Source organism: Streptomyces sp. NPDC001678 (assembly GCF_042892945.1).
In the GTDB taxonomy this organism is placed as follows: domain Bacteria; phylum Actinomycetota; class Actinomycetes; order Streptomycetales; family Streptomycetaceae; genus Streptomyces.
Window position 1 is genome coordinate 1 of the sequence record NZ_JBIAUP010000013.1, and the last position, 26254, is coordinate 26254.

General features: G+C 73.5%; 26 protein-coding genes and 1 tRNA gene. 14 read left to right on the forward strand and 13 right to left on the reverse strand.

Annotated features, from left to right (window positions below):
* The first annotated feature begins 183 nt into the window (after nucleotides 1-183).
* Nucleotides 184-1593, forward strand: a complete 1410-nt coding sequence (locus ACFYZR_RS24710; protein WP_391913797.1) for a selenium-binding protein SBP56-related protein — start codon at nucleotides 184-186, stop codon at nucleotides 1591-1593.
* Nucleotides 1594-1615: 22 nt separating this feature from the next.
* Here ACFYZR_RS24710 and ACFYZR_RS24715 read toward each other — a convergent pair whose 3' ends face one another.
* Nucleotides 1616-3085: a purine-cytosine permease family protein gene (locus ACFYZR_RS24715; RefSeq protein ID WP_391913800.1), complete on the reverse strand. Its 1470-nt coding sequence runs from the start codon at nucleotides 3083-3085 to the stop codon at nucleotides 1616-1618.
* A gap of 115 nt (nucleotides 3086-3200) precedes the next feature.
* Complete coding sequence (locus ACFYZR_RS24720) at nucleotides 3201-3860, reverse strand: NADPH-dependent FMN reductase (RefSeq protein WP_391913801.1); 660 nt, start codon at nucleotides 3858-3860, stop codon at nucleotides 3201-3203.
* Nucleotides 3861-4079: 219 nt separating this feature from the next.
* Here ACFYZR_RS24720 and ACFYZR_RS24725 point away from each other — a divergent pair.
* Nucleotides 4080-4152, forward strand: a tRNA-Ala gene (locus ACFYZR_RS24725).
* Between the two features lie 81 nt (nucleotides 4153-4233).
* On the opposite strand, the gene ACFYZR_RS24730 is transcribed toward ACFYZR_RS24725, so the two are convergent.
* From ACFYZR_RS24730 to ACFYZR_RS24740, 3 genes are all read right to left on the reverse strand, one after another.
* Nucleotides 4234-4605, reverse strand: a complete 372-nt coding sequence (locus tag ACFYZR_RS24730) for a DUF937 domain-containing protein (protein ID WP_391913803.1) — start codon at nucleotides 4603-4605, stop codon at nucleotides 4234-4236.
* A gap of 111 nt (nucleotides 4606-4716) precedes the next feature.
* A complete protein-coding gene (locus tag ACFYZR_RS24735; RefSeq protein WP_391913805.1) occupies nucleotides 4717-6006 on the reverse strand; it encodes a benzoate/H(+) symporter BenE family transporter in 1290 nt (429 codons plus the stop codon).
* Nucleotides 6007-6222: 216 nt separating this feature from the next.
* Complete coding sequence (locus ACFYZR_RS24740) at nucleotides 6223-7167, reverse strand: phosphotransferase (RefSeq protein ID WP_391913807.1); 945 nt, start codon at nucleotides 7165-7167, stop codon at nucleotides 6223-6225.
* A gap of 104 nt (nucleotides 7168-7271) precedes the next feature.
* Here ACFYZR_RS24740 and ACFYZR_RS24745 point away from each other — a divergent pair, with 104 nt between their 5' ends.
* Nucleotides 7272-7661 carry an ArsR/SmtB family transcription factor gene (locus tag ACFYZR_RS24745; protein WP_391913809.1) on the forward strand — a complete coding sequence of 130 codons (390 nt, stop codon included), beginning with the start codon at nucleotides 7272-7274 and terminating at the stop codon, nucleotides 7659-7661.
* The gene (locus tag ACFYZR_RS24750) at nucleotides 7658-8152 is read left to right on the forward strand and encodes an SRPBCC domain-containing protein (RefSeq protein WP_391913811.1); all 495 of its coding nucleotides are present in this window, start codon (nucleotides 7658-7660) and stop codon (nucleotides 8150-8152) included. Before ACFYZR_RS24745 ends, ACFYZR_RS24750 begins: the two co-directional genes overlap by 4 nt.
* Before the next feature lie 101 nt (nucleotides 8153-8253).
* On the opposite strand, the gene ACFYZR_RS24755 is transcribed toward ACFYZR_RS24750, so the two are convergent.
* Nucleotides 8254-9657, reverse strand: coding sequence for an amino acid permease (locus ACFYZR_RS24755; protein ID WP_391913813.1), 1404 nt, complete (start codon nucleotides 9655-9657; stop codon nucleotides 8254-8256).
* Nucleotides 9658-9797: 140 nt separating this feature from the next.
* On the opposite strand from ACFYZR_RS24755, the gene ACFYZR_RS24760 reads away from it, so the two are divergent.
* Both ACFYZR_RS24760 and ACFYZR_RS24765 read left to right on the forward strand, forming a co-directional pair.
* Nucleotides 9798-10157 (forward strand): MmcQ/YjbR family DNA-binding protein, encoded by a 360-nt coding sequence (locus ACFYZR_RS24760; RefSeq protein ID WP_391913815.1) that lies wholly within the window; start codon nucleotides 9798-9800, stop codon nucleotides 10155-10157.
* Between the two features lie 38 nt (nucleotides 10158-10195).
* Nucleotides 10196-10981 carry an alpha/beta fold hydrolase gene (locus ACFYZR_RS24765; protein WP_391914163.1) on the forward strand — a complete coding sequence of 262 codons (786 nt, stop codon included), beginning with the start codon at nucleotides 10196-10198 and terminating at the stop codon, nucleotides 10979-10981.
* Nucleotides 10982-11005: 24 nt separating this feature from the next.
* On the opposite strand, the gene ACFYZR_RS24770 is transcribed toward ACFYZR_RS24765, so the two are convergent.
* The 3 genes from ACFYZR_RS24770 to ACFYZR_RS24780 all read right to left on the reverse strand — a co-directional run bounded on the left by ACFYZR_RS24770 (nucleotide 11006) and on the right by ACFYZR_RS24780 (nucleotide 13004).
* Nucleotides 11006-11446 carry a hypothetical protein gene (locus tag ACFYZR_RS24770; RefSeq protein ID WP_391913817.1) on the reverse strand — a complete coding sequence of 147 codons (441 nt, stop codon included), beginning with the start codon at nucleotides 11444-11446 and terminating at the stop codon, nucleotides 11006-11008.
* A 124-nt stretch (nucleotides 11447-11570) separates the two neighbouring features.
* Entirely contained in the window at nucleotides 11571-12284 is a 714-nt protein-coding gene (locus ACFYZR_RS24775; protein WP_391913819.1) for a GNAT family N-acetyltransferase, read from the reverse strand.
* A 246-nt stretch (nucleotides 12285-12530) separates the two neighbouring features.
* A complete protein-coding gene (locus ACFYZR_RS24780) occupies nucleotides 12531-13004 on the reverse strand; it encodes a MarR family transcriptional regulator (protein ID WP_391913821.1) in 474 nt (157 codons plus the stop codon).
* Nucleotides 13005-13098: 94 nt separating this feature from the next.
* On the opposite strand from ACFYZR_RS24780, the gene ACFYZR_RS24785 reads away from it, so the two are divergent.
* Nucleotides 13099-14631 (forward strand): FAD-dependent monooxygenase, encoded by a 1533-nt coding sequence (locus ACFYZR_RS24785; protein WP_391913823.1) that lies wholly within the window; start codon nucleotides 13099-13101, stop codon nucleotides 14629-14631.
* A 49-nt stretch (nucleotides 14632-14680) separates the two neighbouring features.
* Here the strand turns inward: ACFYZR_RS24785 and ACFYZR_RS24790 are convergent, their stop codons facing one another.
* From ACFYZR_RS24790 to ACFYZR_RS24800, 3 genes are all read right to left on the reverse strand, one after another.
* The gene (locus ACFYZR_RS24790; protein ID WP_391913825.1) at nucleotides 14681-15064 is read right to left on the reverse strand and encodes a hypothetical protein; all 384 of its coding nucleotides are present in this window, start codon (nucleotides 15062-15064) and stop codon (nucleotides 14681-14683) included.
* A gap of 258 nt (nucleotides 15065-15322) precedes the next feature.
* Nucleotides 15323-16369 carry an aldo/keto reductase gene (locus ACFYZR_RS24795; RefSeq protein WP_391913827.1) on the reverse strand — a complete coding sequence of 349 codons (1047 nt, stop codon included), beginning with the start codon at nucleotides 16367-16369 and terminating at the stop codon, nucleotides 15323-15325.
* 48 nt (nucleotides 16370-16417) lie between these two features.
* A complete protein-coding gene (locus ACFYZR_RS24800; RefSeq protein WP_391913829.1) occupies nucleotides 16418-17671 on the reverse strand; it encodes an alpha/beta hydrolase family protein in 1254 nt (417 codons plus the stop codon).
* A gap of 145 nt (nucleotides 17672-17816) precedes the next feature.
* Here ACFYZR_RS24800 and ACFYZR_RS24805 point away from each other — a divergent pair, with 145 nt between their 5' ends.
* The 7 genes from ACFYZR_RS24805 to ACFYZR_RS24835 all read left to right on the forward strand — a co-directional run bounded on the left by ACFYZR_RS24805 (nucleotide 17817) and on the right by ACFYZR_RS24835 (nucleotide 24741).
* Nucleotides 17817-18812: an ArsR family transcriptional regulator gene (locus ACFYZR_RS24805; protein WP_391913831.1), complete on the forward strand. Its 996-nt coding sequence runs from the start codon at nucleotides 17817-17819 to the stop codon at nucleotides 18810-18812.
* 262 nt (nucleotides 18813-19074) lie between these two features.
* The gene (gene hemA / locus ACFYZR_RS24810; protein WP_391913833.1) at nucleotides 19075-20316 is read left to right on the forward strand and encodes a 5-aminolevulinate synthase; all 1242 of its coding nucleotides are present in this window, start codon (nucleotides 19075-19077) and stop codon (nucleotides 20314-20316) included.
* Nucleotides 20313-21533: an MFS transporter gene (locus ACFYZR_RS24815; protein ID WP_391913835.1), complete on the forward strand. Its 1221-nt coding sequence runs from the start codon at nucleotides 20313-20315 to the stop codon at nucleotides 21531-21533. The genes hemA and ACFYZR_RS24815 overlap by 4 nt, the downstream gene beginning before the upstream one ends.
* Before the next feature lie 123 nt (nucleotides 21534-21656).
* Nucleotides 21657-23030, forward strand: a complete 1374-nt coding sequence (locus ACFYZR_RS24820) for an MBL fold metallo-hydrolase (RefSeq protein ID WP_391913837.1) — start codon at nucleotides 21657-21659, stop codon at nucleotides 23028-23030.
* A gap of 42 nt (nucleotides 23031-23072) precedes the next feature.
* Nucleotides 23073-23258 carry a hypothetical protein gene (locus ACFYZR_RS24825; RefSeq protein ID WP_391913839.1) on the forward strand — a complete coding sequence of 62 codons (186 nt, stop codon included), beginning with the start codon at nucleotides 23073-23075 and terminating at the stop codon, nucleotides 23256-23258.
* The gene (locus tag ACFYZR_RS24830) at nucleotides 23255-24052 is read left to right on the forward strand and encodes a sulfite exporter TauE/SafE family protein (protein ID WP_391913841.1); all 798 of its coding nucleotides are present in this window, start codon (nucleotides 23255-23257) and stop codon (nucleotides 24050-24052) included. The genes ACFYZR_RS24825 and ACFYZR_RS24830 overlap by 4 nt, the downstream gene beginning before the upstream one ends.
* A gap of 104 nt (nucleotides 24053-24156) precedes the next feature.
* Complete coding sequence (locus ACFYZR_RS24835; RefSeq protein ID WP_391913843.1) at nucleotides 24157-24741, forward strand: NUDIX domain-containing protein; 585 nt, start codon at nucleotides 24157-24159, stop codon at nucleotides 24739-24741.
* Here the strand turns inward: ACFYZR_RS24835 and ACFYZR_RS24840 are convergent.
* Nucleotides 24717-26177: a HEAT repeat domain-containing protein gene (locus tag ACFYZR_RS24840; RefSeq protein ID WP_391913845.1), complete on the reverse strand. Its 1461-nt coding sequence runs from the start codon at nucleotides 26175-26177 to the stop codon at nucleotides 24717-24719. The genes ACFYZR_RS24835 and ACFYZR_RS24840 overlap by 25 nt on opposite strands.
* Between the last annotated feature and the right edge of the window lie 77 nt (nucleotides 26178-26254).

A 26254-nucleotide genomic window follows, 5' to 3' on the forward strand; every position in this document is an offset into this window, starting at 1 on the left:
CGCCTACGCCGCCGACAAGTACGGCTCCATGGACAACGTCAACTCCGCGTACTAAGCGGACCCACAGACGCGAAAAGGGCGGCGGCACCCCACCCCAGGGGCGCCGCCGCCCTCCCCGTATGCGCCATATACGTCCGCACGCTCCCTTGGCCCGCCCTCCCGGATGTGGCACCCTCACCGGCCATGGCGGATTCCCTGTCCCACAGCGATCCCACCCTCTACCGCACACCTGCCGAAGCCGTCGCCGCGCCACCGGAGAAGCTCGCCTACGTGGTGGGTTTCGACCGCGCGGCGCGGCGCCCCGACGCGCTGATGACCGTCGACACCGATCCCGGCTCGCCCTCCTACGGGCGGGTGGTGAACACAGCACGGTTACCCAACCTGGGAGACGAGCTCCACCACTTCGGCTGGAACGCGTGCTCCAGCGCGCTCGCCCACGCGTGCCACAGCGATCCCCAGCGGCGCTTCCTGATCCTCCCCGGGCTGCGCTCGTCCCGGCTGCACGTCTTCGACACCCGCCCCGACCCGGTCCGCCCGCGCCTGGTGAAGGTCATCGAGGCCGACGAGCTGGCCGCCAAGGCGGGCTACTCGCGGCCGCACACCCTGCACTGCGGCCCCGGCGGGGTCTTCCTCTCCTGCCTGGGCGGTGCCTACGGGGCCGAGGGGCCGGGCGGCGTCGCCCTGCTGGACCACGAGACGTTCGACGTGCTGCGCCCCTGGGAGAGCGACCGGGGGCCGCAGCACCTGGCGTATGACGTCTGGTGGCACCTGGGCCACGACATCGCGGTGACCAGCGAGTGGGGCACCCCGTCGATGGTCGAGAACGGTCTCGACACCGAGCTGCTCCTGCGGCGCGGCTACGGCCACGCGCTGCACTTCTGGGAGCTCGGCACCGGTCGGCACCTCCAGCGGGTGGACCTGGGCGACGAGCACCAGATGGTGCTGGAACTGCGCCCCGCGCACGACCCCGAGGCGACGTGGGGCTTCGCCGGGGTGGTCGTCAGCGTGGCGGACCTGTCCGCGTCCGTCTGGCTCTGGCACCGGGACGGGCCGGACTTCGCCGTCCGCAAGGTGATCACGATCCCGGCGGAGCCCGCCGCGCCCGAGGACCTGCCCCCGGTGCTCAAACCGTTCGGGGCGGTGCCACCGCTGGTCACGGACATCAACCTGTCCGTCGATGACCGGTGGCTGTACGTGTCGGCGTGGGGGACCGGCGAGCTCCTCCAGTTCGATGTGAGCGACCCGTTCCACCCTCGGCGGACCGCCTCCGTCCGGCTGGGCGGCATCGCGGGCCGCGAACCGCATCCCTCGGCCCCGGCCGTCCCCCTCACCGGAGGGCCCCAGATGCTGGAGCTCAGCCGTGACGGGCGGCGCGTCTACGTGACGAACTCGCTCTACGGGGCGTGGGACGACCAGTTCCACCCACGAGGCGTCGAGCCCTGGATGGCGAAGCTCGACGCGGACACCGGCCACGGCGGCCTGTCGGCCGACCCGCGTTTCTTCCCGCACGGCGACGACTTCCAGGGCCTGCGCGTCCACCAGACACGGCTGCAGGGCGGCGATGCCTCCTCCGACTCGTACTGCTTCCGCTGACCCGGCCGTCCCGGACGTCCCGTTACTCCGCGTGCTGCGGGGCGTCCGGCAGCAGCCGTCCCCGCGACGCCTCCGGGGCATCGGCGACATCGTCGTGGGCGGTGGTGGTGCGGCGGGCCCAGGGGTAATAGACGGCCGAGGTGACGGCGAGGCCGACGATCCAGGAGACGTCCGCGCCGCCGAGCCGGGAGGTCAGCGGGCCGGTGTACAGCTTCGTCGCCAGGAACGGCACCTGGGCGAGGATCCCGAGGGCGTAACAGCTCAGCGCCGGAACGTTCCAGCGGCCATAGCGGCCGTCCGGGTCGTACAGCGCCGGGACGTCCACGCGCTCGCGCGAGACGAGGTAGTAGTCCACCAGGTTGATGGCGCTCCACGGCGTGAACACCGTGAGCAGCAGCAGGATGAAGTTCTTGAAGTTGTCGAGGAAGTCCGCGCTGGCCGCCATCGCGATGACCGTGGCCACCGCCGAGAACCCCGTGATGTACGCGACGCGCGCGGCCGGTGTGATCCTCGAACGGCTGTTGAACGCCGTCACGGTCGTGAGGACCGACATGAAACCGCCGTACGCGTTGAGGCAATTGGCCGTGACCTTGCCGACCAGCACCACCAGATACATGACGTACCCCAGGGCCGCCGGCCCGGCCAGCTCCCCGACGAAGCCGACCTGGTCGGACAGGAACCGGTCCCCGGCGACGGCGGCGATCAGGGCGCCCAGGGACATGGCCCACACGGAACCGGTGACGGTGCCCGCGAAGGTCGCCCGGAACGTCGCGCGTTCGCTGGTCGACCGGGGCAGATAGCGGGAGTAGTCGGCCACGTACGGGCCGAACGTCAGCTGCCAGCCGGCACCGAGGGAGACGGCGAGCAGGAACGTCGCGGCGTCGAAGGGCTTGACTCCCACATGTCCGGGCACGTCGTAGCGGGTGAAGACGGCGACCACGAGATAGCCCAGCCCCGCGATGCCGGTCACGGTCGCCACGCGGCCCGCGAGGTGGATGAGGCGGTATCCGGCGACGGCGACCACGGCGGTGAGCGCGCCGAACAGGGGAATTCCGATCGTGGCGTCGGGCAGATGGAGGATCCTGCGGACTGCCTGCCCGGCCAGCACACTGCCCGTCGCGGCGAACCCGAGGTACATGAGGATCACCAGCACCAGCGGGAGCACGGCGCCGAGCACCCCGAACTGCGCCCGGCTGGAGATCATCTGAGGCACCCCCAGCCGTGGGCCCTGGGCGGAATGCAGGGCCATGACGACGCCGCCGAGAACATTGCCGATCAACAGGGCGGGGATCGCCCACAGCGCGTCGGCGCCGAAGACCACCGCCAGCGCGCCGTCGACGACCGCCGTGATCTGCATGCTGGCGCCGAACCACAGGGTGAACAGGCCGGCCGGCGAGCCGTGCCGCTCCTCCTCCGGTATCGGGTCGATCGTCCGGCGCTCCATGGCGAGCGGGGAGGGGGACGGGGGCGGTCGCTCCGGCGTCGTCGTCATGGGTGCCACACTCCTGGCTCGCGCGATGTCGCCCAGAATCTGGCACGGCGGGAAATCCCACGTCAACGCTTGTGAGCCCGGAGAGGGTTGAGGGTTAGGGGTTCGCGGGCCGTCCTCAGACTTCCGCGCGGTGGGTGATGGGCGACTCGGAACGGTCGCCCAGGAACTCGTACCAGCGGCGCTGGAGGCAGACGTAGCGCGTGTCGGCCTCGACGAGTTTGAGGAACGCCTCCACCGTCTCGGTGAGGCGTTGCTGATGCCCGGGGTCGGCCAGCGACCCGTCCTCCGCGAAGCTGTCGTACGAGCGGGAGAGGCTGAACATGTCCGGGTAGACGCGGGTGCCGAGGTGCTCCAGGGGCACCCTCAGGGCCCACAGCCCCCGGTTGCCGCCGACGAGCGACGGGGAGGCGGAGACGAGCAGCGCGTGCTTCGTCTTGAACGCCTGCGGCTGGATGCGGGAGACCCAGTCGATGGCGTTCTTGAGGATGCCGGGCACGGAGGCGTTGTACTCGGGGGAGGAGATGACGAGGGCGTCGGCCCCCTCCATCCGTTCGTGCAGCGCGAGCGCGCCGGCCGGGATGCCGTCGGCCTCCTCCGCGTCCCCGTCGTACAGCGGCATGTCGAATTCGCGCATGGTGGCGAGGTCGGCGTCGGCCCCGGCCTCGGTGATCAGCCGGGCCACCAGGGAGGCGAGGCGGGCGTTGGTCGATCCGGCCCGCAGAGCGGCGCCGAAGACGAGGACCCGCAGCGGACCGGGGCGCACGTCCGTGGCCATGAATCTGTCCCTCCGGCAGGTGGGGCACGCGCCCGGCGGGGCGCCGTCCGGACCAGTGTGCTCCGGCCGTGGGCACCGCGCTACAGGGCTGCGCCTTCCGGGCGAGAGTGCCCCCGGGCGCCCCGGGGGCACCGATTTGGTGGAAGGGCAGGTGGTCCGTGTAATGTTCTCCGTGTCGCCAGGGAGACCGCGAGGGAAACCGGGCGGACAACAGAACAAGGGGCTATAGCTCAGTTGGTAGAGCGCCTGCATGGCATGCAGGAGGTCAGGAGTTCAATTCTCCTTAGCTCCACAGTGGACCGAGAGGCCGCCCGGCACGGGCGGCCTCTCGGTTTTGCGTATGAAGGCGTGTGAGGGCGTGTGAGGGTGCGCGTCAGCGCTTCCGGCGCTTCGCGATGGTCGTCATCACCACGGGGAGCAGCAGCTCCAGCGCCTTGGCCACGGTGGCGGGAGGCAGCCCGGTCCGCTTCGCCACGGCCTCGGCCACAGGTCGTGTGATCTTGCCGAGGACGCCGGACATCAGTCCGCCGCCCAGGCCGCCCCCCAGTCCGCCGCCGAGCCCGCCGAGGCCGAGGGCCCCGCCGGGCGGCCCGCCCCCGGTCAGCTCGGCGGGGAGCTCGTCGACCGTGGCCGCCACGACCTGTTTGGCGCCCTCGGTGTCGGTGCCGAGCTCCTGGGCCAGTTCCTCGATCCGGTCGTCCCCCAGCTCGTCGAGCACATCGGCTCGCAGCGAGTCATCTGCCATGCCGTCGACACTACGCCGACCCGTCGGCCTCGGTACCCAACGCGCTACCCGCCAAGCCGGTGACGCCCGTGGGCGGGCGGTACGTACGGATCATCAGGCGTCACGCACGGATCAGGCGCCCGCCGGCGCACGCTTCCCGCGCCCGAGGGTGAGCAGCACATGGGTGGCGACACCGAGGACCAGCCCCCAGAAGGCCGAGCCGATGCCGAGGAGGGTGACACCGGAGGCGGTGGCCAGGAAGGTGACCAGCGCGGCCTCCCGGTCCTGCTCTTCCTTGACCGCGCCCGCCAGGCCGCCCGCGAGGGCTCCGAAGAGGGCGACTCCGGCGATCGCGGCGACGAGCCCCTTCGGCAGTCCGGCGAAGAACGCCACGAGGGTCGTGCCGAACGACCCGACGAGGAGGTAGAAGGCGCCGCACGCGACTCCGGCGACGTAGCGCCGCCGCGGGTCGCGGTGGGCCTCGGGGCCGGTGCAGATGGCGGCGGTGATGGCCGCGAGGTTGACGGCGTGCGACCCGAAGGGCGCGAGCAGCGTCGAGGCGATGCCGGTGGAGCCGATCAGCAGCCGGTCCTTCGGCCGGTAGCCGGACGCGGTGAGCACCGCCATGCCGGGTGCGTTCTGCGAGGCCAGCGTCGCCAGGGTCAGGGGCACCGCGATCCCGATCAGGGAGGCGACGGAGAAGGCGGGCGCGGTGAACACCGGCCGGGCCAGCTCGATGTGGTCCAGCCGGATGTGGACGCGCGAGGTGGCCGTGGCGCACAGCGCCCCCGCGGCGAGCGCGAGGAGCACCGCGTACCGGGGGAGCCACCGCTTGCCCAGCAGATAGGCGAGCAGCACGGCGCCGGCGATCCAGGGCGCGGTCCGCAGGGAGGTGAACACACCGGTGCCGAAGGAGAAGAGGATGCCCGCGAGCATGGCCGAGACCACCGCCGTGGGCACCCGCCGCATCAGCCGTCCGAACACCCCGGTCAGCCCGACCAGGCTGATGACCAGGCCCGTGACGACGAACGCCCCGACGGCCTCCGCGTACGAGTAGGCGCCGAGGCTGGTGACGAGCAGCGCCGCGCCCGGGGTGGAGAAGGCCGTGATGACCGGCATCCTCGTGTAGAGGCTGAGGGATATGCAGGTCAGGCCGCTGCCTATGGATATGGCCCAGATCCAGGAGCCGGTGTGCGCGGTGTCGAGGTGTCCCGCCGACGCGGCGGAGAGCACGATGACGAGAGGGCCCGAGTAGGAGACGACGACGGCCACGAACCCCGCGAGGACGGCGGACAGCGAGATGTCGCGCGAGAGCCGCGGCCGGCCCTCCGCCGGTCTGCCGACCGGTGGTGACGCGGCATCAGGGGAGTCGGGGGCGTCACGGGCGTCGAGGGTGCCGGTGTCACGGGATTCGGTGCTCACGAGATGTCCTCCGTCGCGCGGTTCCACTGATGGCCCGGCCGGCCACGGGCCCGGTGGGGGCCGCGAGGCCGGCCGGAGCCCGGGGCCGGACGGCGCTCCGGCGACCGGAGCGTCCCCCACCTCGCGCGCGGCGGCCGTCGCACGGCAGCGTAGCGCCACGAACGGCTCCGGCCGGGGTTGTGATCGTCACGTCCGGGACGGCTCCGGCCCGGGGGCTCAGCCCAGTCGCCGGGCCAGCCACCTGAGCGCCGCCGTCCCCTGGGCGGCCTGGAAGGCCCGGAGGGTCGGCAGGCCGGGCGGGTCGGGGAGGAGCGACTGGCGGACGAAGTACCCGGCCACCGCGGCGAGCACGGCGGTCACGCCCTCCGGGTCGGCGGCCCGGCCCAGGGGGTGCGTGGTGAAGACGGACTCCGGGTCGGGGCCGCCCTGGGCCGCGACGCTGGGGAGCATCACCAGCAGGTCGTACCAGGGGGCGGCCCGTAGCGCGTGGGGCCAGTCGACGAACACCACCCGGTCGTCGGTGAGCAGGATGTTGTCGGCGCGCAGGTCGCCGTGGGCGAGGCCGTCGCCGCCGGCGGGCTCGGCCCAGCCGGACTCCAGGTCGGCCAGCAGCGCGAGCCGGCCGGCCGCCCACGGGTCGAGGCACGTGGTGTCGCCCGCGGCGAGCAGGGTCCGCCAGCCCGTGAACGTCTCCGCCTCGCTCTCGGCCACGGCGGGCACTTCGAAGGGGGCCGGGGTCATGGCCCGGCTCAGCGCGTCGACGGCGGTGAGGACCCGGTCCAGTTCGGCGGGGAGCCAGGGGACGCGGGGCTGACGGCCCGCGATGTCCTCAAGGAGCAGCGCGACCCAGGTCCCGTCGTCGTAGGTGCCCAGCAGCCGTGGCGTGGGGGCGCCGGGCGGCATGGCGGCGGTGTTGCGGGCCTCGGCGCGGTGCAGCCGGGGGCTGTGGGCGTTCGTCTCGGCGCTGACGGCCTTGACGAAGGCGCGCCGGCCGTCGGCGAGCCGGACCCGGGCGGCGACGCCCGGTGAGAAACCGCCGCTCTGGCTGTGCGCCTCGACGACGCGCCCGCCGAGGACGTCCTCCAGGGCGCGGCGGACGGCGGACGGCAGGTCGGCCCAGGGCCGGCGGACACCGGAGGCCGGGGGTGCGGTCGTCTTCATCCTCGTATGGTCGCCACGCGGCGGGCGCGGGCCAACGGGTTTTCCTCGGTGTCGACGCTTGATCGAAGTGACTGGTAGGAAATTTCCTACCTATAGTGGTCTCCATGAACACCACCCACACCCGTTCCGCCCGGACCGAGGCCGCGACCGAGGCACCGGAGGGTCGCGTTTTCGCCGCCCTGGCCAGCCCCGTGCGCCGTGAGGTGCTGCGGCTGCTGCGGGAGCGCGGGCCGCAGCCCGTCGCGGAGCTGGCGGGCCACTTCGACATGGCCAGGCCCAGCTTCTCCGAGCACCTGCGGGTGCTGCGCGAGTGCGGGCTGGTGAGCGAGAACAAGGTGGGGCGCCAGCGCTTCTATGAGCTGGAGGCCGCGCCCCTCTTCGAGGTGCAGGAGTGGCTGCACCCGTACGAGCGCTTCTGGCGCGACAAGCTGTCCGCCCTGCGGACGGTGCTTGACGAAATGGAGCTCGACGAAATGGAGGACGAGAAGTCATGAACGAGCGAGGACTCATGAATGAGCACGACGACCTGGCCGACGACCTGACCGCGGTACGGGTCGACGAGTTCCTGCCGCACCCGCCCGCCAAGGTGTGGCGGGCCCTGACCGAGCCCGAGCTGCTCGCCCGGTGGCTGATGCCCGGCGACTTCCGCCTGGAGGTCGGCCACCGGTACACCATGCGGGCCGCCGCCATGCCCGCCACGGGCTTCTCCGGCACCATCGCGGCCGAGGTCCTGGCCTTCGAGGACGGGAAGATGCTGCGGATCGGCTGGCAGGACGCCGATCCGGAGAACGGCGTCGAGGTCGACTGGACGATCACCTGGACCCTTCGGCCCGAGGGCCGGGGCACCCGGCTCTTCCTGGACCACGAGGGCTTCGACCCGGACAACCCGCTCCAGCGCAAGGCCCGTGCCATCATGAGCGGCGGCTGGCGCAGCCACGTCATGCGCTCCCTGCGGTCCTGCCTCGACGGCATGGAGGCCGCCTAGTCCGCCATACCCCGCGTACTCCGGCGGAAAGACCCGAGGCCGGTTCCCGTACGAAACGGGAACCGGCCTCGGACGATTCGCGGGAGACCCGGCGGCCTCGGTCAGCGCGCCGCGACGGCCCGCTGACGCGTGTAGCCCACGACGGCCAGGGCCACCGCCAGGCCGCCCGTGAAGTACAGCTGCACCCGGGTGTCGGCGTCGAGGGCCATGAGGCCCAGCGCCCCGGCCACCCCGGCCAGCGTCACCCACGTCAGATACGGGAAGCCCCACATCCGCACCACCAGCTGCTCGGGCGCCTCGCGCTCCAGGCGGCGGCGCAGCAGCAGCTGGGAGACGGCGATGAAGCCCCACACCACCAGCACGACCCCGCCGACCATGTTCAGCAGCCAGGCGAAGACCGTGGTGGGGTACCAGTACGACAGCAGCACGGCGAAGAAGCCGAATCCGGACGACGCGAGCACCGCGCGGCGCGGCACGCCGCCCGAGACCTTGCCCAGCGCCTTGGGACCCTGGCCGCGCGCGACCAGCGAGTAGGCCATCCGCGAGGCGCCGTAGATGTTGGCGTTCATGGCCGACAGCAGCGCGATCAGCACGACCACGTTCATGATCTGGCCGCCGCCGGGGACGCCCAGGCGCTCGAGCACGGCGGCGTACGGGCCGTCCTCGGTGACGGCCTTGTCGTTCCACGGGATGAGCGTGACGATGGCGAGCATCGAGCCGACGTAGACGATGCCGATGCGCCACATCGTCGTCCGCACGGCCTTGGCCACGCCGCGCACCGGGTCCTCCGACTCGGCGGCCGCGATGGTCACCGTCTCCAGGCCGCCGTACGCGGCGAGCGAGGCCAGCAGGCCGATGAGCAGCCCGTTCACGCCCGTGGGCAGGAACCCGCCGTCGCCGGTGAGGTGCGCCGCGCCGGGGGAGTCCGTGCCGGGCAGGACGCCCAGGACGGCGAGGGTGCCCAGGATCAGGAAGAGCGCGATGGCGCCGATCTTCAGGGCGGCGAACCAGAACTCGAACTCGCCGAAGTGCGCGACCGCGCCCAGGTTGGTGCCGCAGAACAGCGCCATGAAGAGCAGAACCCACAGCCAGGACGGGGTGCCCGGCAGCCAGCCCTGCACGATGTGGGCGGCGCCGATCGCCTCGATCGCCACGCCCACGACCAGCAGCGTCCAGAACATCCAGCCCGCCGTGAAGCCGGCCCACGGGCCGATTGCCCGGTCGGCGTGCACGGAGAAGGAGCCGGAGGCCGGATTGGCGGCGGACATCTCGCCGAGCATCCGCATCACGAACATCACGAGCAGGCCGGACACGGCGTACGCGAGCACGATCGACGGGCCGGCGGCGGCGATGCCGGCGCCCGAGCCGACGAAGAGCCCCGCGCCGATGACACCACCGAGGGCGATCATCGAGAGGTGCCGCTGCTTGAGCCCGTTCGACAGCGGGGAGCCCTGCTGAGGAGTGCTCTCCACCGGCGGGGGAGGAGAAGTGAGTGTCCGGCTCATGGTCGTACCTGTCCATTATCCGAGATCGAGGAGTCTCGAGTATGGAGAAGCGGGCGAAGGCCCGGCCGGGTCGTCCGATATCCGGACGCTTGCCTCACGCAGGGTGATCGTCGGACAGCGCGCGCATTAATCTGGGGTCCATGATCGATGCCGATGACATCCGCCGTATCGCGTTGTCCCTGCCGGAAACCGTGGAGAAGGAAGCGTGGAGCATGCCCACCTTCCGCGTCGCGGGAAAGATGTACATCACGGTCCCCGACGATCAGACGTCCTTCGCCGTCCGCTGCCCCAGGCACGAGCGGACCGAACTGATCGCGGCCGAGCCGGAGAAGTTCTGGGTGCCGCCGCACGAGGCGAGCTCCTCATGGGTGCGCGTACGCCTCGCCGCCCTGGAGGACATGGACGAGCTGCGCGACATCCTCGTGGACTCCTGGAAGCAGGCGGCGCCCGAGCGACTGCTGGAGTCCCTGCCCGCCGCCCTGCGTTCCGGCGACGCCTGACCGGGCCCGAGGGGGAGGGGAAAACCATGGGGAACACCATGCGATACGCCAAGAGCGCCGACGGGGCCCGGATCGCCTACCAGGTCCGGGGAGCGGGCGAGCCCCTGCTCCTGCTGGCCGGACAGGGCAACACCCACCACTGGTGGGACGGCGTCATCGACGACTTCGACACCGCCCACCGCACCATCACGCTCGACTACCGGGGGACCGGCGACAGCGACCGTCCCGACGAGCCCTACAGCACGGAGGGGTTCGCCGAGGACGCGATCGCGGTGCTCGACGACCTCGGCGTCGAACGCGCCCACGTCTACGGCACGTCCATGGGCGGCCGTGTCGCCCAGTGGATCGCCGCCCGCCGGCCGGACCGCGTCCGGGCCCTCGTGCTCGGCTGTACGTCCCCCGGCGGACCGCACGCGGTCGACCGCGGCGACGACGTGCGCCGGTCGCTGGCCCGGCCCGCCCCCGAGGGCCCGCGGGCCCTGCTGGACCTGATGTACACACCGAGCTGGTCGGCCGCCCACCCCGGCCCGTTCCACACGCTCGGCGACCCCACCATGACGCCGAAGGACCGGCTGCGGCACCTGATCGCCAGCGAGCGGCACGACGCGTGGGACGCGCTCCCCGGCATCCAGGCGCCCACGCTCGTGGTGCACGGCGACGACGACCTGCTCAACCCCACCGCGAACGCCGCGCTGCTCGCGGAGCGCGTGCCCGGCGCCCGGCTGTGCCTGATCCCGGGCGCGCGGCACGCCTACTTCGAGGAGTTCCGGTCCGTCGCGGGCCCGCTCGTCCTGGACTTCCTCCGGGAGCACGAGCGGGCCTGACGGGGCGGGGGTGGGGGGGAGTGGCTACTGCTTGGGGGCGGCCTCGGGTCCGCCCTTCGGGCTGCCGCTCTTGGGCTTGGGCTTGGCCTTGCCGTGCCCGGGGTGGTGGCCCTTGGGGTGGCTGCCCTTCGAGTGGTGGGCCTTCGAGTGGTGGGCCTTCGGCCCGCCGCTCTTCGGGCCTGTGCCCTTGGGGCCCGTGCCCTTGGGGTCGGTGCCCTTGGGGTTCGTGTTCTGCGCCGCGTTGTCCTCGGCCGTCGGCGGCTTGACCCAGCCCTTCTTCGCGAGCTCGTCGCAGTGCCACTTGGCGTGGCTCGGGGTCTCCTTGTGCTGTTTGACGGCCGTTTCCACGCAGTCCTTGTAAGGCCAGGGTGGGCCGCCGTCGGCGCGCAGCTGGGCGGCGGCCGCCGGGGTGCTCATGACGCCGACCGTGGCCACCGCGGCCAGAGCGATGCTCATCCAGCGCACAGCGCTTCTCCTTTTCCTCGTTTCACCCGGGTTCGGGGTGCGGCTCGCTTTCGCACAACGAGCCCGGGCCACTGAGGAAACGGGATGGAAGAAAACGGGGACAAGGGGACGAAGGAGGCGGCTGCTACGCCGAGACGAGCGGGCGCGTCCGCTCCGGGGCGTGGTGGTGCCCCACCCCGGCCCGGTGCTCGGCTCGGTGCTCGACCCGGTGCTCGAGCCCGGCCCGTACGCCGGGCCATTCCTCGTCGAGGATCGAGTAGAAGGCCGTGCCCCGGACCATGCCGTCGAGGCCGCGGGTGTGGGCGCGGTGGACGCCCTCCAGCACCGCGCCGAGGCGCTCGATGGCCGCGCGCGAGCGGGCGTTGCGGGAGTCCGCGCGCAGGGAGACGCGCCGGACGCCCCAGGTCTCGAAGGCGTGGCGCAGCATCAGGAGCTTGGTCTCGGTGTTGATGCCGGTGCCCTGGGCGTGCGCGGAGAGCCAGGTACCGCCGATCTCCACCGCGTCGGGTATCGCGGTGAGGGGATCGCCCAGCGGGCCGCGCGGGGCCGGGGGCCACTGCACCGGGCCCTGCCAGTAGTCCATCTCGCAGAACCGCGTCGAGCCCATGACCAGGCCGTCCGCGATCCGCACGGTGGCGAAGGGCAGTGCCCGGCCCGCGGCACGGGCCGCGAGGGCCTCGGCCACATAGCGGGCCGTGGCCTCCGGGCCGTGCGGCACAGGAGTGAAGGCGTAGCTGCTGCGGTCCTCGGCCGCCGCGGCGGCCAGGCCCTCGATGTGGTGCTCGCCGAGCGGTTCCAGCCGCACGGTGCGGCCGTGGAGGAAAACGGGTACGGGCACGGCGCCGGGATCCTTCAGCGATGGGGGTGACGACAGAGAAAGGAGAGACGTCCTGCTGGCTTTCCAGCACGGTGGTTTTCACGCTCACCGTGGGGCTTGCGGGACGGGTGTCGTCAGTATGGGGTGGGGATACCCCCGCGCGAAGGGCGGAAAGGTAAACAGAGGGAAACGGAACGGTAAACCCGCCGTGCCGGCCCCCGCCTTGTCCGCTATAGGACCTTCCCCGCCCCTGCCCCTTGCTCCCCGTCAGCCCTTTCCGCTGTCGGTGAGCTCCTCCGTGGCCTCGTGGGCCGCCGCGGTGAGGCGGCGTGTCACCTCCAGCAGGAAGGTGAGCCGCTCGTCGTCGTAGTCGTCCAGGACGTCCAGCACCGTCCTGCCGAATCCGGCGAAGACCTCCTGCATCTCGGCGTCGTGCCGGCCGGTGGCGACCACGACGACCTTGCGCCGGTCGGTCGTGGAGCGCCGGCGCTCGATGAAGTCGCGCCGCTCCAGGCGGTCGAGCACGGCGGTGACGGCGGAGGTGCTCAGCCCGGTGGCCGTCGCGATCCTCCCGGCCGTCAGTTCCTCCTCGTGGCGGGCCAGGTCGAGGCACTTGAGGTCCGTGAAGTTCAGCCCGAACCGTTCGGCGATCGCGCCGTGCAGCATCAGCCCGCGACCCGCCTGGTCGCGCATGGCCTTCATCAGATCGGCGATCAGATCGGACCTGTTCTCGGTTGACACGGCACACCTCGGCAGATATATCTCGATGCGATGGATATTTCGATTGATGGGAATATCCGCTTCCTGGGATTAGTCTAGGCTCCTGGAGGGCATCGTGCACACCCGGTCCACCCCCGTCCTGATCGTCGGAGCGGGCCTCGGCGGCCTGTCCACCGCGCTCTTCCTCGGGCTGCACGGCGTGCCCGCGCTGGTGGCCGAGCGCCACCCCGGTACGTCGCTGGAGCCGAAGGCCCGCGGCCAGATGCCCGCCACCATGGAGGCGCTGTGCGCCGCCGGCCTGGAGCGGGCGTTCCTCGACGCGGCGCCCCCGGGGCGGCCCGGGATGACCATCGTCATCGCGGAGAGCGTGACCGGTCGGGTGTTCCACAGCATCACCGAGGCCATGCCGGACTTCGGGCGGTACTCGCCCGCCCCCACCGGCATGGTCGGTCAGGAGCGCGCCGAGTCGCTGCTGGCCGCGCGCGCCGCCGAGCTCGGCGCGGACATACGCTTCTCCACCCGCCTGGAGTCCTTCACCGACGGGCCGGACGGGGTCACCGCCGTCCTGCGCGACCTGGCGACCGGCGAGGCCTACGAGGTCGAGGCCGCCTATCTGGTGGGCGCCGACGGCCATCGCGGCGGGATCCGCGAGGCGGTCGGCATCGGCTTCCACGGGCGCGGCGTCATCGGCGAGAGCACCAGCCTGCTCTTCGAGGCCGACCTGGAGGTGTCCCTCGACGGCGCGGCCGTGCAGATGCACTACCTCCAGAACCCCGCGCTGCCCGGCGGGTCGGGCGCGTTCGTCTCCACGGACACGCCCGGCAGGTTCGTGGCCGTCGTGGGGGCGACCGAGGGCGACGAGCGCGCCCGTGAGCTCATCCGGCTGGTCACGGGCCTTCCGGAGCTGGAGGTGAAGCTGCTCGGCGCGACGACGTGGTCGACCGCCTGCCGGGTCGCGGACCGCTTCTCGTCCGGCAGGGTGCACCTGATCGGGGACGCGGCCCATGTGATGCCGCCGACCGGAGGCCAGGGCGGCAACACCGCCCTGATGGACGGCTACCACTTCGCCTGGAAGCTGGCCGCGGTCGTCCGCGGCCAGGCCGGCCCCGGGCTGCTGGACAGCCACGACGCCGAACGCAGGCCCTTCGCGGAGTGCCTGGTCGAGCAGCAGTACGCGAACACGGTGCACCGGATGTCACCGGACCTGGCCGACGACACCGTGGCCGAGCGGATCGACCCGGCCCGCCTGCTGTTCGGCTACCGCTGCCCGGCGGGCGCGTTCGTCCCCGAGAGGGCGGCCTCCTCGGACGACGCCCTCTTCGAGGACCCGGCCGCCCCCAGCGGCCGTCCCGGCACCCGGGCGCCGCACGTGCCCATGGGCGACGGGTCCACGCGTGACCTGTACGGCCGCGGATTCGTGCTCCTCACCGACGATCCGGGATGGCGGTCCGGAGCGGAACGGGCCGCCGGGCGCCTCGGTGTCCCCGTCGCCGTCCCGGACCTGGACGGGGACTGGGCGGCGGCGCACGGCGTCACCCCGTCCGGGGCGGTGCTCGTCCGGCCCGACGGCCTGATCGCCTGGCGGGAGAGGGCGCAGGGCGACCCGGCGGAGGTCGAGCGGGCCCTGCGGGCGGTGCTGGACCGGTGACCGGTGACCGGTGACCGGTGACCGGCCGGGCGGCGGCCGCCCGGCCGGGTCAGCCGTCCTCGATGTCCGAGATGAGCTTGGTGCTCAGATCGCTCTGCACCGCCAGCCGGGTGTGCCCGGCGTCCGGGCCGGTGCCCCAGGTGAGCGTAACCGTGGTGAACAGGTGCCCGGCGCCGGAGTCGTGGTAGCGGACCTCCCAGTGGGTGGGAACGTCCTGGGCGCGCAGTACGCCGTCGGCGTGGTTGGCCTCCTCCCAGGCGGCCAGCCGCTGCCGGAGGTCCTCCGTCAGGTAGTGGGCGCGAAGCTCGTCGCCCAGGTCGTCCGTCCCGTCGTCGACGGCGTCGATGTAGGCGCCGTAGAAGTCGGCCACCCGGTCGACCGCCGAGTCCGGGCTCCCCTCACGGACCGGGGAGCCCGCCTGATCGTCCGTCATGAATTCCCCCTGAGAACAATGGTGTTCAGTTCACGCCCTTGGTGACAATCTGCCCCTCTTCTCGTAGAAGCAGTCCTTTCAGGCGACATATTGCCGAACGTGACGGTCTGGCCCTCGGCCAAGCGCTCCGCTGGAAGTCCGGTACGTCATCTGCTGGTGCGTCGTGGCTGGTCGCGCCCACGCGGCGGTAGCCGCAGATCGGCGCTGTCCCGCGCCCCTTCGGGGCGCTCGAACCGCACCGGACTTCACCAAGGCCGCTCAGGCCTCGTGGGAGGACGACCGCCCCGGCAGCAGTCCCGCGCTCTCCAGGTCCCGCCACAGCTCCGGCGGGATCCTGGTGCCCGCCAGGGCGACGTCCGCCCCGACCTCGTCCGCGCTGCGCATCCCCACCAGCACGGACGCCACCGCCGGGTGCCGGGCGGGCCAGGCCAGGGCCGCCGCGGGCAGGGGCACGCCGTGGCGCTCGCACACGGCGGCCAGCCGCCGGGCGCGGGCCACCGTCGGGGCCGGTGCCCGGGCGTAGTCGTAGCGCGGGTCCGTGTCCGGGTCGGCCAGGACGCCGCTGTTGAAGGCGCCGGCGGCCACCACCGCCACCCCCCTGCGCTCGCACAGCGGGAACAGCCCCTGCTGCGCGCCGCCGTCCAGCAGGCTGCACCGGCCCGCGCACAGCACCACGTCCAGGTCGGTCTCGGCGACGAAACGGGCGAGCATCGCCGTCTGGTTCATCCCGGCCCCGATCGCGCCCACGACCCCCTCGTCCCGCAGCCGCGCCAGCGCGGGGAACGCCTCGCCGGCCGCCTGCGCCCAGTGCTCGTCCGGATCGTGGACGTACAGCACGTCGACCCGGTCCAGGCCGAGTCTGCGCAGGCTCGCCTCGACGCTCCGCAGCACGCCGTCCCGGCTGTAGTCGCGCACCCGGAGCCGGCCCGGGGCGCCGGTGAACTCCGCGCCGTCCCCACCCGGCGGCAGGCCCCCGGGCCCGTCGGCGAGCAGCCGGCCCACCTTGGTGGAGACCGTGAACTCCCGGCGGGGAAGCCCGCGCAGGGCGGCGCCGAGCCGTTCCTCGGAGAGGCCGGCGCCGTAGTGCGGGGCGGTGTCGAAGTAGCGGACGCCCGCGTCCCAGGCCGCGCGTACGGCCGCTACCGCGTCGTCCGCCGTCACCGGGCGGAACAGCCCGCCGAGCGCCGCGCCGCCGAAGCCCAGCCGGGTGACCGGCACCCCCGACCGGCCGAGCAGGGCCCGGCCGGCGGGGCCGCCGGGCAGGGCGAGCGACGAATCGTCATGAGCTGATGTCTCGTCAACCATGAGACGATTCCGGCAGGTTCGGGGATGCCGGCGCCAGGTGGTTCCCGGTCAGCGCGCCGGCAGGTGCCGGGCGAAGAACGAGCGCACACGGTGACGCACCCACGGCACCGACACGGCGGGACCGACCGCGCCGACCAGCCGGACCCGGTCCTCGGTGGTCAGCAGCCCCGCCGACCGCAACTGGGGCACGAAGGCGGCGTAGTCGGTGAACACCGCGTGCGCGGCCCGGTCGAGCTGGTGCCGGTCCGTGCGTCCGCCCGGGTGGGCGAGCACGGCCGACCAGGACCGTTCGAGCCCCCGTCGATCGGGGAAGCCGTCGGTGCCCAGCAGGAGCAGGGGCCGGTCCACCCCGTGGCGGGCGACCGGATACAGCTCTCCCACGCGCCCGGGGCCCTCGGCCGGGTGGTCGAGATAGCCCTCCATGTCGACGGCCGCGCGGACGCGCCGGTCCTCGTACATGACCTCGGCGGCGGTGGTGCCGCCCGCCGAGTGGCCGTACGCGCCCGCGCGCCGCGGGTCCAGCGCGCGGCCGAGCCCTTCCGGCAGCGGCCGTCCCGCCGCGTCCGGGTTCTGCCCCGCCGCCAGCGTCTCCAGAGCGTCCAGGACGAAACGCGTGTCCGCGACCCGGGCGTCGATCATGGTGCGGAACAGCGGCGGGTCCATACGGGGGTCACCCCGGAAGACGGTCTCGCGCCAGGGCTCGGGACGGTGGTCCGTCGTGCCCGGGAACTCGACCACGCCCGCGTCGCCGGGATGATCGACGGTCACCACCGCGTAGCCGTGGCTCGCGAGCTCCTCGGCGAGCCCGGTGCCCATGGTGCGCGGATCGCCGCCGCCCGGGCTGTACAGCAGCACCGGCCGCCGCCCGGGACGCGCGGGGGCGTCGGCGTACGAGTGGGTCGAGGTGGCCGCCCAGTCCACCCCGCTCGTGGGCAGGCCCGGGTGGACGGCAGCGGCGGTCTCCGGGAACCTCCGCGCGGCGACGGCGGACATCTGCGGTGCGACAGGTCGGCCGTGGACCGCGCGGGCGGGGTAGAAGACCGTGACCATCAGCTCCCGCTCCGGAATCGAGGGCGTCAGGGGGTCGGGCCGGGAACGGTCGACCAGATACAGCGTGGTGACCCCGGTCCGGTACGGGCCGGTCGGCCCCGGCAGGCGCAGGGTGACGCCGGCCGCAGCACGCGACGGCTGTCGCCGCCGCGCCCGCGCCGGTGTCGCGCCACCCGCGAGCAGCAGCGCGGCACCCGCCAGCACGGCCGACCCGGCGAAGCCCCGCCGGGTCGGCGTTCCTGTAGGAAACATGACTCTCCCCTCATCTCCCTGTTCATCTCTGCGCCGACGCGGTCTTATGCTGCGGCCCGAAGAGGAGCGGGGGCGAAGGTTCAGGCCCTGGCCGAAACGATGGCGCGTCGCCGCCCCGAGGAGAGCGGTCCGCCGGAGGAGAGCAGTGATCAGGATCCACCTCACGGCCGCCGACCTCGCCGGGGTCCGCTTCGCGCCCCGGGCGGCCCCGCTGCTGGAGCTGAACGCGACCCTGATGAAGCTGCTGACCCCCGGCGACGAACTGCTCTACGGCCGCTGGCGGAGACGGTCGCTCCACTCCCTGCCGGCCGCCGCCGAGGCACTGGGGGACCTGGTGCCCGCCGGCCTGGCACCGGGCTTTCTCGACGTGTTCGACGATTCCCTCCCGGACGCGCTCGACGCCGCCCGGGAATGGCGCCCCGACCGGGTCCGTTCGGAGATCGAGCGGGTCTACGCCGGGCACCCGGCCCCGCCTCCGCTCTGGGTCCGCGAGCTGCACCGCGGCGAAGCCGGCGCCTGGCGCGTCCTGCGCCGCGCCCAGCACTCGGCGTTCGACAGCGTGGTGCGCCCCGTATGGCCCGTGGTGCGGGACCTCCACCAGCGGGAGTTCACCCGCCACGCCCTGGCGGTGGCCGAGCACGGCCTCGGCACCGCGCTCGCCGGACTCGTGCCGGGCGCGCGGCTGCGGGGGAGCGTCTGGGAGCTGCCCGGGGCCCGGGAGCGGGACGTCGAGCCCGGCGGACGCGGCCTGGTGCTGCGGCCCACCTTCCACTGGAACGGGCACCCGCTCGTCTCCGACCTGCCCGGCCGCCCGGTCCACGTGACCTATCCCGCCGGGCCGGGCCTGCCGCTCACCCCGCCCGGACCGGACGAGGAGGACCGCCCGGAGGAGGCGCTGGCGCGGGTGCTCGGGCGCACGCGCTGCGAGATGCTGATCCTGCTCGCGGAGGAGCACACCACGAGCGGCCTCGCCCGGCGGCTGGGCGTCAGCAACGCCACGGCCTCCGCCCACGCCGCCGCCCTGCGCGGGGCCGGGCTCGTCACCACGGTCCGCGCCGGTCGGGCGGTCCTCCACCGGCGCACCGCCGTGGGGACCCTCCTGGTGGGGCGGCACGATCCGGTGCGCGGCGCGTCCGGTTGACGGTGCGCTCTCCCCGGCCCCATCTGCGCAGGAAGAAACGGGGGCACAAGCCGTAGATCGTCGGCATCGTGCTGGGGAGGGTCTTCACCACGCTCCCTCTCCTCCGCCGGCCTGATGCCTCCGTCCGGGGGATGGCCCGTCAGGAGGAGCGTGTCCGATACCCGGTGACGATGCGTCGGAGCGGGCCCCGCGCGATCCTGGTCGGGCACGCTGAGCGAGTCGGGCACGGGCGACCGTGTCCCTCAACGGGGGTTCGCGAAAAGTGTTTGATTACATCGGTCACTTCGCCGATCGCATGGAGAAGCTCAAGGAATCCGGGCAGTACCGCACGTTCGTCGAGATCGAACGGCTCGCCGGTCGCTTCCCGCAGGCCCTGCACCACGCCTCCCAGGGAACCCGGGAGGTCACCGTCTGGTGCAGCAACGACCATCTGGGCATGGGCCAGCACCCCGACGTGCTGGCCGCGATGCGCAGGACGCTCGACACCTCCGGAGCCGCGGCCGGCGGATCGCGGAACATCTCCGGGACCACACCCCACCACGTCGCCCTGGAACGGGAGGTCGCCGATCTCCACAGCAAGGAGAGCGCGCTGACCTTCATCACCGGCTACGCGGCCAACGACGCCGCCCTGTACGTCCTGGGGAAGGCGCTCCCCGACTGTGTGTTCTTCTCCGACCGGCTCAACCACGCCTCGATGATCACGGCGATGCGGGCCAGCGGCGCCGAGCGCCACGTCTTCGACCACAACGACCCCGCCGACCTCAACCGCCGACTGAACGACGTACGCCCCGGGCGCCCGAAGGTCGTGGCCTTCGAATCCGTCTACTCCATGGACGGCGACGCCGCCCCCATGGCCGAGCTCTGCGCGGTCGCCCAGCGGCACGACGCGTTCGTGTACGTCGACGAGGCGCACACGGTCGGCATGTACGGGCCCGAGGGCGCCGGCATGGCCGCCCAGCTCGGCGTCGGCGACGAGGTTACACTCTTGATGGGGACGTTCGCCAAGGGATACGGCACCGCCGGAGGCTATGTGGCGGGCCCCGGGCCCGTCGTCGACGCCGTCCGCAGCCTCGCGCCCGCCTTCATCTTCACCCTGTCCATGCCACCGGCGCTGGCCGCCGGAGCACTGGTCAGCGTGCGGCACCTGCGCCGCAGCGACATCGAACGCCAAGGGCTCCACGAGCGGGCCCGGCTGCTGAAGACCCTGCTGCGCGACGCCCGCATCCCGCTGGTGAGCGAACAGAGCCACATCGTGCCCGTGCTCGTCGGGGACCCGGACCGGTGCCGCGAACTGGCGCGGATCCTGCTGGAACGGCACCGGATGTACGCCCAGCCGATCAACTTCCCCAGCGTGCCCCGGGGCACCGAGCGCCTGCGCATCAACCCGTCCCCGGTCCACCAGCCGCTGGAGGTCCACCGGTTCGCCGACGCGCTCCGCCGCTGCTGGGACGAGCTGGACCTGCCCCGCACCGCACCGGCGCGCGTACGCGCCCGGTCGGCGTGACCGGCTCCAGCCCGGCGACCGGCCTCGCCCCCCGCCTTCCGGCAGGGGGCGAGGCCGCGGTCACCCCATGGGCCCGCTGCGCGCTGCTGTACCTCTTCCTCTTCCTGATGGGGGCCGAGACCTTCCTGGTCTCCCCGCTGCTGCCCACCATCGCCGCCGACCTGCGCGTGGGCACCGGAGCCGCGGCGCAGGTCGTCACCGCCTACGTCCTGACCTACGCGGTGGCGGCCCCCCTGCTCGGCGGCGTCTCCGACCGGTTCCCGCGCCGCTTCTTCATCACCGCGGGCGGCGCGCTCTTCGTCGGCGGCAACCTGCTGTGCGCCACGGCGGACAGCCTCACCGCCCTGACCGCCGCCCGCGCCCTCACCGGGCTCGGCGGGGCGACAGCCGCCCCCGCCATGTGGGCCTACCTCTCCGAGTCCGCCGCCGGTCACCAGCGCGGCCGCGCCGTCGCCATGGGCGTCTCCTGCTACGCGCTGGGACAGGTCCTCGGCGTGCCGCTCGGCGGGCTCCTCTCGGACGCGGCGGGCTGGCCGTGGGCGTTCGCGGCCGTCGGCGCGGGGCTGGCCCCGGTCGTGCTGCTCATAGGGTGGCGCCTGAAGGGCCCCCGGCCGCCGGCCGCGTCCGTCTCCTTGTTGGCCGGCTTCGCCGTGTGGCGGCAGCGGCGCCTGGCACTGCCCCTGCTCTCCACCGGCTTCCTCCAGGCCGGCCGGCTCGGCGCGTACACGTTCGTCGGCGCGCTCTTCGCGGAGCGGTACCACTACGACACGGCGCGGCTCGGGCTCATCGGCCTGCTGGTGGGGGCGGGTTCACTGACCGGCTCGGTGCTTCTCGGCCAGGTGAGCGACCGGGCGCGGCGGCGTGGCATCGGCGAGAACGCGCTGTCGGCGGGCTGCGCGCTGGTGTTCGTGGGAGCGAGCGTCGTCGCGCTGGTCGGCACGGACGCGGCCGTGAGTCTGGTCGCGGTGTTCGTGTGGATGGTGGCCGGGGGCGCCTTCTACACCAGCCAGCAGACGTACCTCGGCGGCGCCGATCCGGCGCGGCGCGCGAGCGTCATCTCCTGGAACGGCACGCTCGACCACCTCGGCGTGGCCCTGGGAACGGCCCTGCTCGGCCCGTGGGCCGTCGCGGGCCCCGGTTTCGTGGCCGTCACGGCCGCCCTGGGGCTGACCGCGGCCGCGCTCTCGGCGGTGGCTGCGCGCGGGGCGGCCGGATAGGTTCCGCACGGCCTTCAGGAATACCCCTGGGTATTACGGTGGAAGGGAGCTCCGAACGCCCCCGGGGGGTGCGTCGACCGGAATGCGCCCCCGGGGTGCGTCGACCGGTGAGGAGTCGCCACCGTGCATGCCGTCGAGACCCTCGAACTGGAAGGCCTGGGCAACCGCAGCTATCTGGCGGGCGGTGCCGCCGTCGCCGTGGCGGTCGATCCGCCCCGCGACATCGACCGGGTCATCGCGGCCGCCGCCCGGCGCGGGGTGCGGATCGGCTTCGTGGCGGAGACCCATGTGCACAACGACTACATATCCGGCGGGCTGGAGCTCGCCCGCGTCACCGGCGCCCGGTACCTGGTGCCCGCGGCCGCCGCGGTCTCCTTCCCCCGCACTCCGGTCGCCGACGGCGACACGGTCCCGGTGGACGACGGCCTGGCCCTCCGGGCCCTGGCCACCCCCGGCCACACGCCCCACCACACCTCCTACGTCCTGGAGGAGCACGGCAGGCCCGTCGCCGTCTTCACCGGCGGCTCGCTCCTCATCGGCACCGTCGGCCGGCCGGACCTGGTCGAGCCCCGGCTGACCGAGCGCCTGGCCCGCGCCCAGCACGCCTCCGCCCACCGGCTGGCCGACGAGCTCGACGACGACGTGCCCGTCCTGCCCACCCACGGCTTCGGCAGCTTCTGCTCCTCCTCCCCGGCCCGGGGCGACGCCACGACGATCGGCGCCGAACGCGGGACCAACGCCGCCCTGATCGAGGACGTGGACACCTTCGTCGCCGGACTCCTCGCCGGCCTGGACGACATCCCCGCCTACTACGCCCACATGGGCCCGGTCAACGCCGCCGGGCCCGCGCCCGTCGACCTCACCCCGCCCCGGCGGGCCGACGCGACGGAGATCGCCGCGCGGCTGGCGGCGGGGGAGTGGGTGGTGGACCTGCGCCGGCGCGTCGCCTTCGCCGAGGGGCACGTCGCCGGTTCGCTGAACTTCGAGGGCGACGGGCAGCTTGCCACGTACCTCGCGTGGCTGATCCCCTGGGGCAAGCCCCTCACCCTGCTCGCCGCCGGACCCGAGGAGCTCGCCGCCGCGCAGCGGGAGCTGGTGCGCGTGGGCATCGACCGGCCGGCCGCGGCCGCCACCGGCACCCCCGCCTCCTGGGCCCGCCCGGGAGAGGCGCTACGCTCCTTCCGCCGTGCCACCTTCGCCGACCTCGCGGCCGCCCGCGCGGCCGGCGACCGGATGGTGGTGCTGGACGTGCGCCGGGACTCCGAGCGCGCGGCGGGCTTCGTACGCGGCTCGGCGCACATCCCCGTCCACCGGTTGCGCGACCGCGTCGGGCAGGTGCCACCGGGAGTGGTGTGGGCGCACTGCGCGGGCGGGGCGCGCGCGGCCATCGCGGCGTCCCTGCTGGACGCCGCGGGACGGAACGTCGTCGCCGTGGACGACGTCTTCGACGCCGCCACGGCCGTGGGGCTCACCGTCCCCGGGCACGGCGCCGCCTGACCGTTCCCGTCCCCTCCCGTCCTCCCAGGAAGTGATCGACCGATGCTCCCGCAGTCCCTCCACGGCTTCGGCTGTCCCGGCCCGGTGCGCACCCGGCCACAGGAACGCGTCCGCCAGGACCTCGCCGCGACGGCCCGGGCCAGGGAAGGAGGGACCGAGAGCGGACTGCCGGCCGCCGGCGGAAGCCTCGGCGACGGCGTTATAGCGGGCGACGGCGTCATAGCGTGAGCGCCCTCATACTCGCCCTCGCCGCCGGAGCGGCGGTCGGGCTGGCACTGGGCGCGCTCGGCGGAGGCGGCAGCGTCCTGGCCGTACCCGCGCTGATCTATCTGCTCGGCTTCACCCCGGCGGCGGCCACCACCGCCAGCCTGCTCATCGTCGCGGCGACCTCCGCGACCGCCCTGTACGCGCACGCCCGCTGCGGGAACGTCCGCTGGAGAACCGGCGCGCTGTTCGCGGCCTCGGGGCTCCTCCCCGCCGCGGCGGCCGGGGCCCTGGCGGCCCACCTGCCCCAGCGGGCACTGACCGCGGCCTTCGCGGCGATAGCCACCCTCGCCGCCGTGATGATGCTGCTCGCGACCCGCGAGAGACCGGCGGACGACGAAGCGGCCGGCGCGCCGGAACGGCCTCAGGACCGGGAGCCGCCGCGCGGCGCCCCCGCCGGGGTCAAGGCCGCCGGTACCGGGGCCGGCCTGGGCGCGCTCACCGGACTGCTCGGCGTGGGCGGCGGGTTCCTCGTCGTACCGACGCTCGTCACGGTGCTGGCCTTCGAGATGCAGGCCGCCGTCGGCACCAGCCTGCTCGTCATCACCACCAACTCCCTGGCCTCCCTGGTCACCCGAGGCACCACCGCCTCCGGCCTCGACTGGTCGGTCGTCGCCCCGTTCGCCGCGACCGCGATCCTGGGCGCCTGGGACGGCAGACGACTGGCCGCCAAGGTGTCCGGCACCGCACTGCGCCGGGCGTTCGCCGTGGCCCTGCTGGGCGTGGCCGCCTTCATGCTCGTCGACGCCCTGACATGAACCGTGCCTCTCCCTGCCGTACCGTGCCCGCCTCGCCGGCGCAACGCTTCCCCCGTCCCGGCGTTACCCAGAGCGGCGCGCACCGACGAGGAACGGCGGGGGAGATGGCCCACGACACCCAGGAACCTTGGCCGGGCTGGAGCAGACTGAGCTCCCATGACGTCCACCGGGGAGCCCACCTGACCCTGCACCACGACCGCGTCCTGCAACCCGACGGCACGGAAGGGACGTACGACCGCGTCACCGTCGCGGACGGCGCCAGAACCGTCGCCGTCGACGCCCGGGGCCGTGTCGCGCTGGTGGAGGACGCCTGCTACCCGCTGGGACGCCGCCTGCTCCACGTACCCGGCGGCGCCATCACCGAGGGCGAGTGCCCGAGGGAAGCGGCGCGGCGCGAGTGCGAGGAGGAGACCGGCCGATGCCCCGGCACGCTCCACCCCCTCACCGTCTACCACCCCCTGCCGTCCCGCACGTCCGCCGTGACGCACCTGTACCTCGGCACGGACCTGCGCCCGGGAACCGGGCTCCGCCGGGATGCGACCGAAGCCGGCATGACGGTGCGGTGGATCCCCCTCGACGACGCGGTGGCCGCCGTACGGGCCGGGAGGATCACCGAGGCCGGGAGCGTCATCGGGCTGCTCCTGGCGGCCTCCGCCCTGGCCGGTCAGGGGCGTCCCGCCCCCAGGTAGAGGCGCAACAGCCGTACGTTGTGCTCGCCCAGGACGGGCACGGCCCGGTCGACCAGCGCGTCCAGCCGGGCGCGCTCGTCGGCGGGCAGCGCCGTGTACGCGGTGGAGGCGTAGGCCGGGGTCCAGCGCAGGACAGCGGCGCGGGCCTGTTCGCGGATCCGGTGGTCGGCGTCGTCCAGCAGGGTCAGACAGCACCGCAGCTGGAATATCCCGTCCTGCGCGGCGAGCAGCCGGAAGGCCGCCGCCCGGACGTGCCGGGGCCGGCCGGACGCGAGGCGTTCCCACAGCCAGGGTTCGGGGAGCCGGCCTCCCGAGGAGACGAGCGCGGTGGCCACCTCACGGGTGACGGCCGCCGAAGGGTCGTCCAGCAACGGCCGCAGGCGCTCGGCGTCGACCGTGCCCAGGGCGCGCAGCGCGGCGACCGCCTGGGTGCGCACCCGTGCGACCGGGTGTGCGACCAGCGGGTGGAGCAGGGCGGCGTCCTCGCGGGTGCCGCACTCGCCCAGACCGGCCGCCGCACCCGGCGGGACGTCCGCCGAGGGGCCGGCGCACAGCTCGCGGTAGAGCGGCAACGGGTCGGTGCCCCGCTGCCGCAGCACCCAGCGCGCGCAAGCACGGACGATGCCCGCGCGGTCGGTGAGGAATTCCGTGGCCTCGGCCGAGCGCCCGGTCCGGTGGAGCGCGGTCACCCCGGACGAGCGCACCCGCGAGGCCCGGGCGCGCAGCAGCGGTTCCAGGAGCTCACCGTGCAGGCCGTCCTTCGTGTGGGCGAGGACGGCGTCGGCGCAGACGTCCTGGACGACCACGTCGGCGTCCGTGGCCGCGATACGGGCGAGCCGGGCGGGGGAGAAGCGGTTCCGGCGGACGGCGATCCGGTACCCGAGCCGCCGGGTGGCCGGGTCGCGGCTGTCCAGCAGAGTGTCCGTCACCTCGGCGTCGGCGTGTTCCAGGATCTCCATGAGCAGGTCGTGGGCGTGGGCGCCGTGCCGCCGCGCCGCCGTGCGCAGCGCGACGGCGGTGACGAGGGCGACGGTGCGCGGCGCCGCGCCGGCCAGTCCGGCGCGCAGCAGGGCCCGGGCCAGGTCGCGGACCGGGCCCGCCCAGTCCGAGCAGCGCACGGCCACGAGCGGCAGCAACGCCGGGACTCCGGCGGCACGTTCGAGGGCGGCTTGGCGTATGCGCCCGTCGGGGTGGCACAGGGCGATGGCCAGGACCGGTTCGCCGGTGGGCGGTTCGCCCGTCCGCAGCCAGGCCATGGAGGGCAGGGCGGTCGACCAGTACCAGGGCAGCCGCCGCACTCCGAGGTCGAGGGCGACCCACCGCCGGGGGTCACCGGTGTCGAGGAGCGACTCCAGGGTCGTCCCCTTTCCCGGGCGTCGGGCGGCGGTGGCGACCGCCAGGGCCAGGTCGTCGACTTCGGCGCGCCGGGTGTCCATAACGGGCATTCCTTAGAAAGCAAGGGTGAAAAGGCCATTCTTCACTGGACGTCACCCCTTGGCCAAATGTTTTCCTT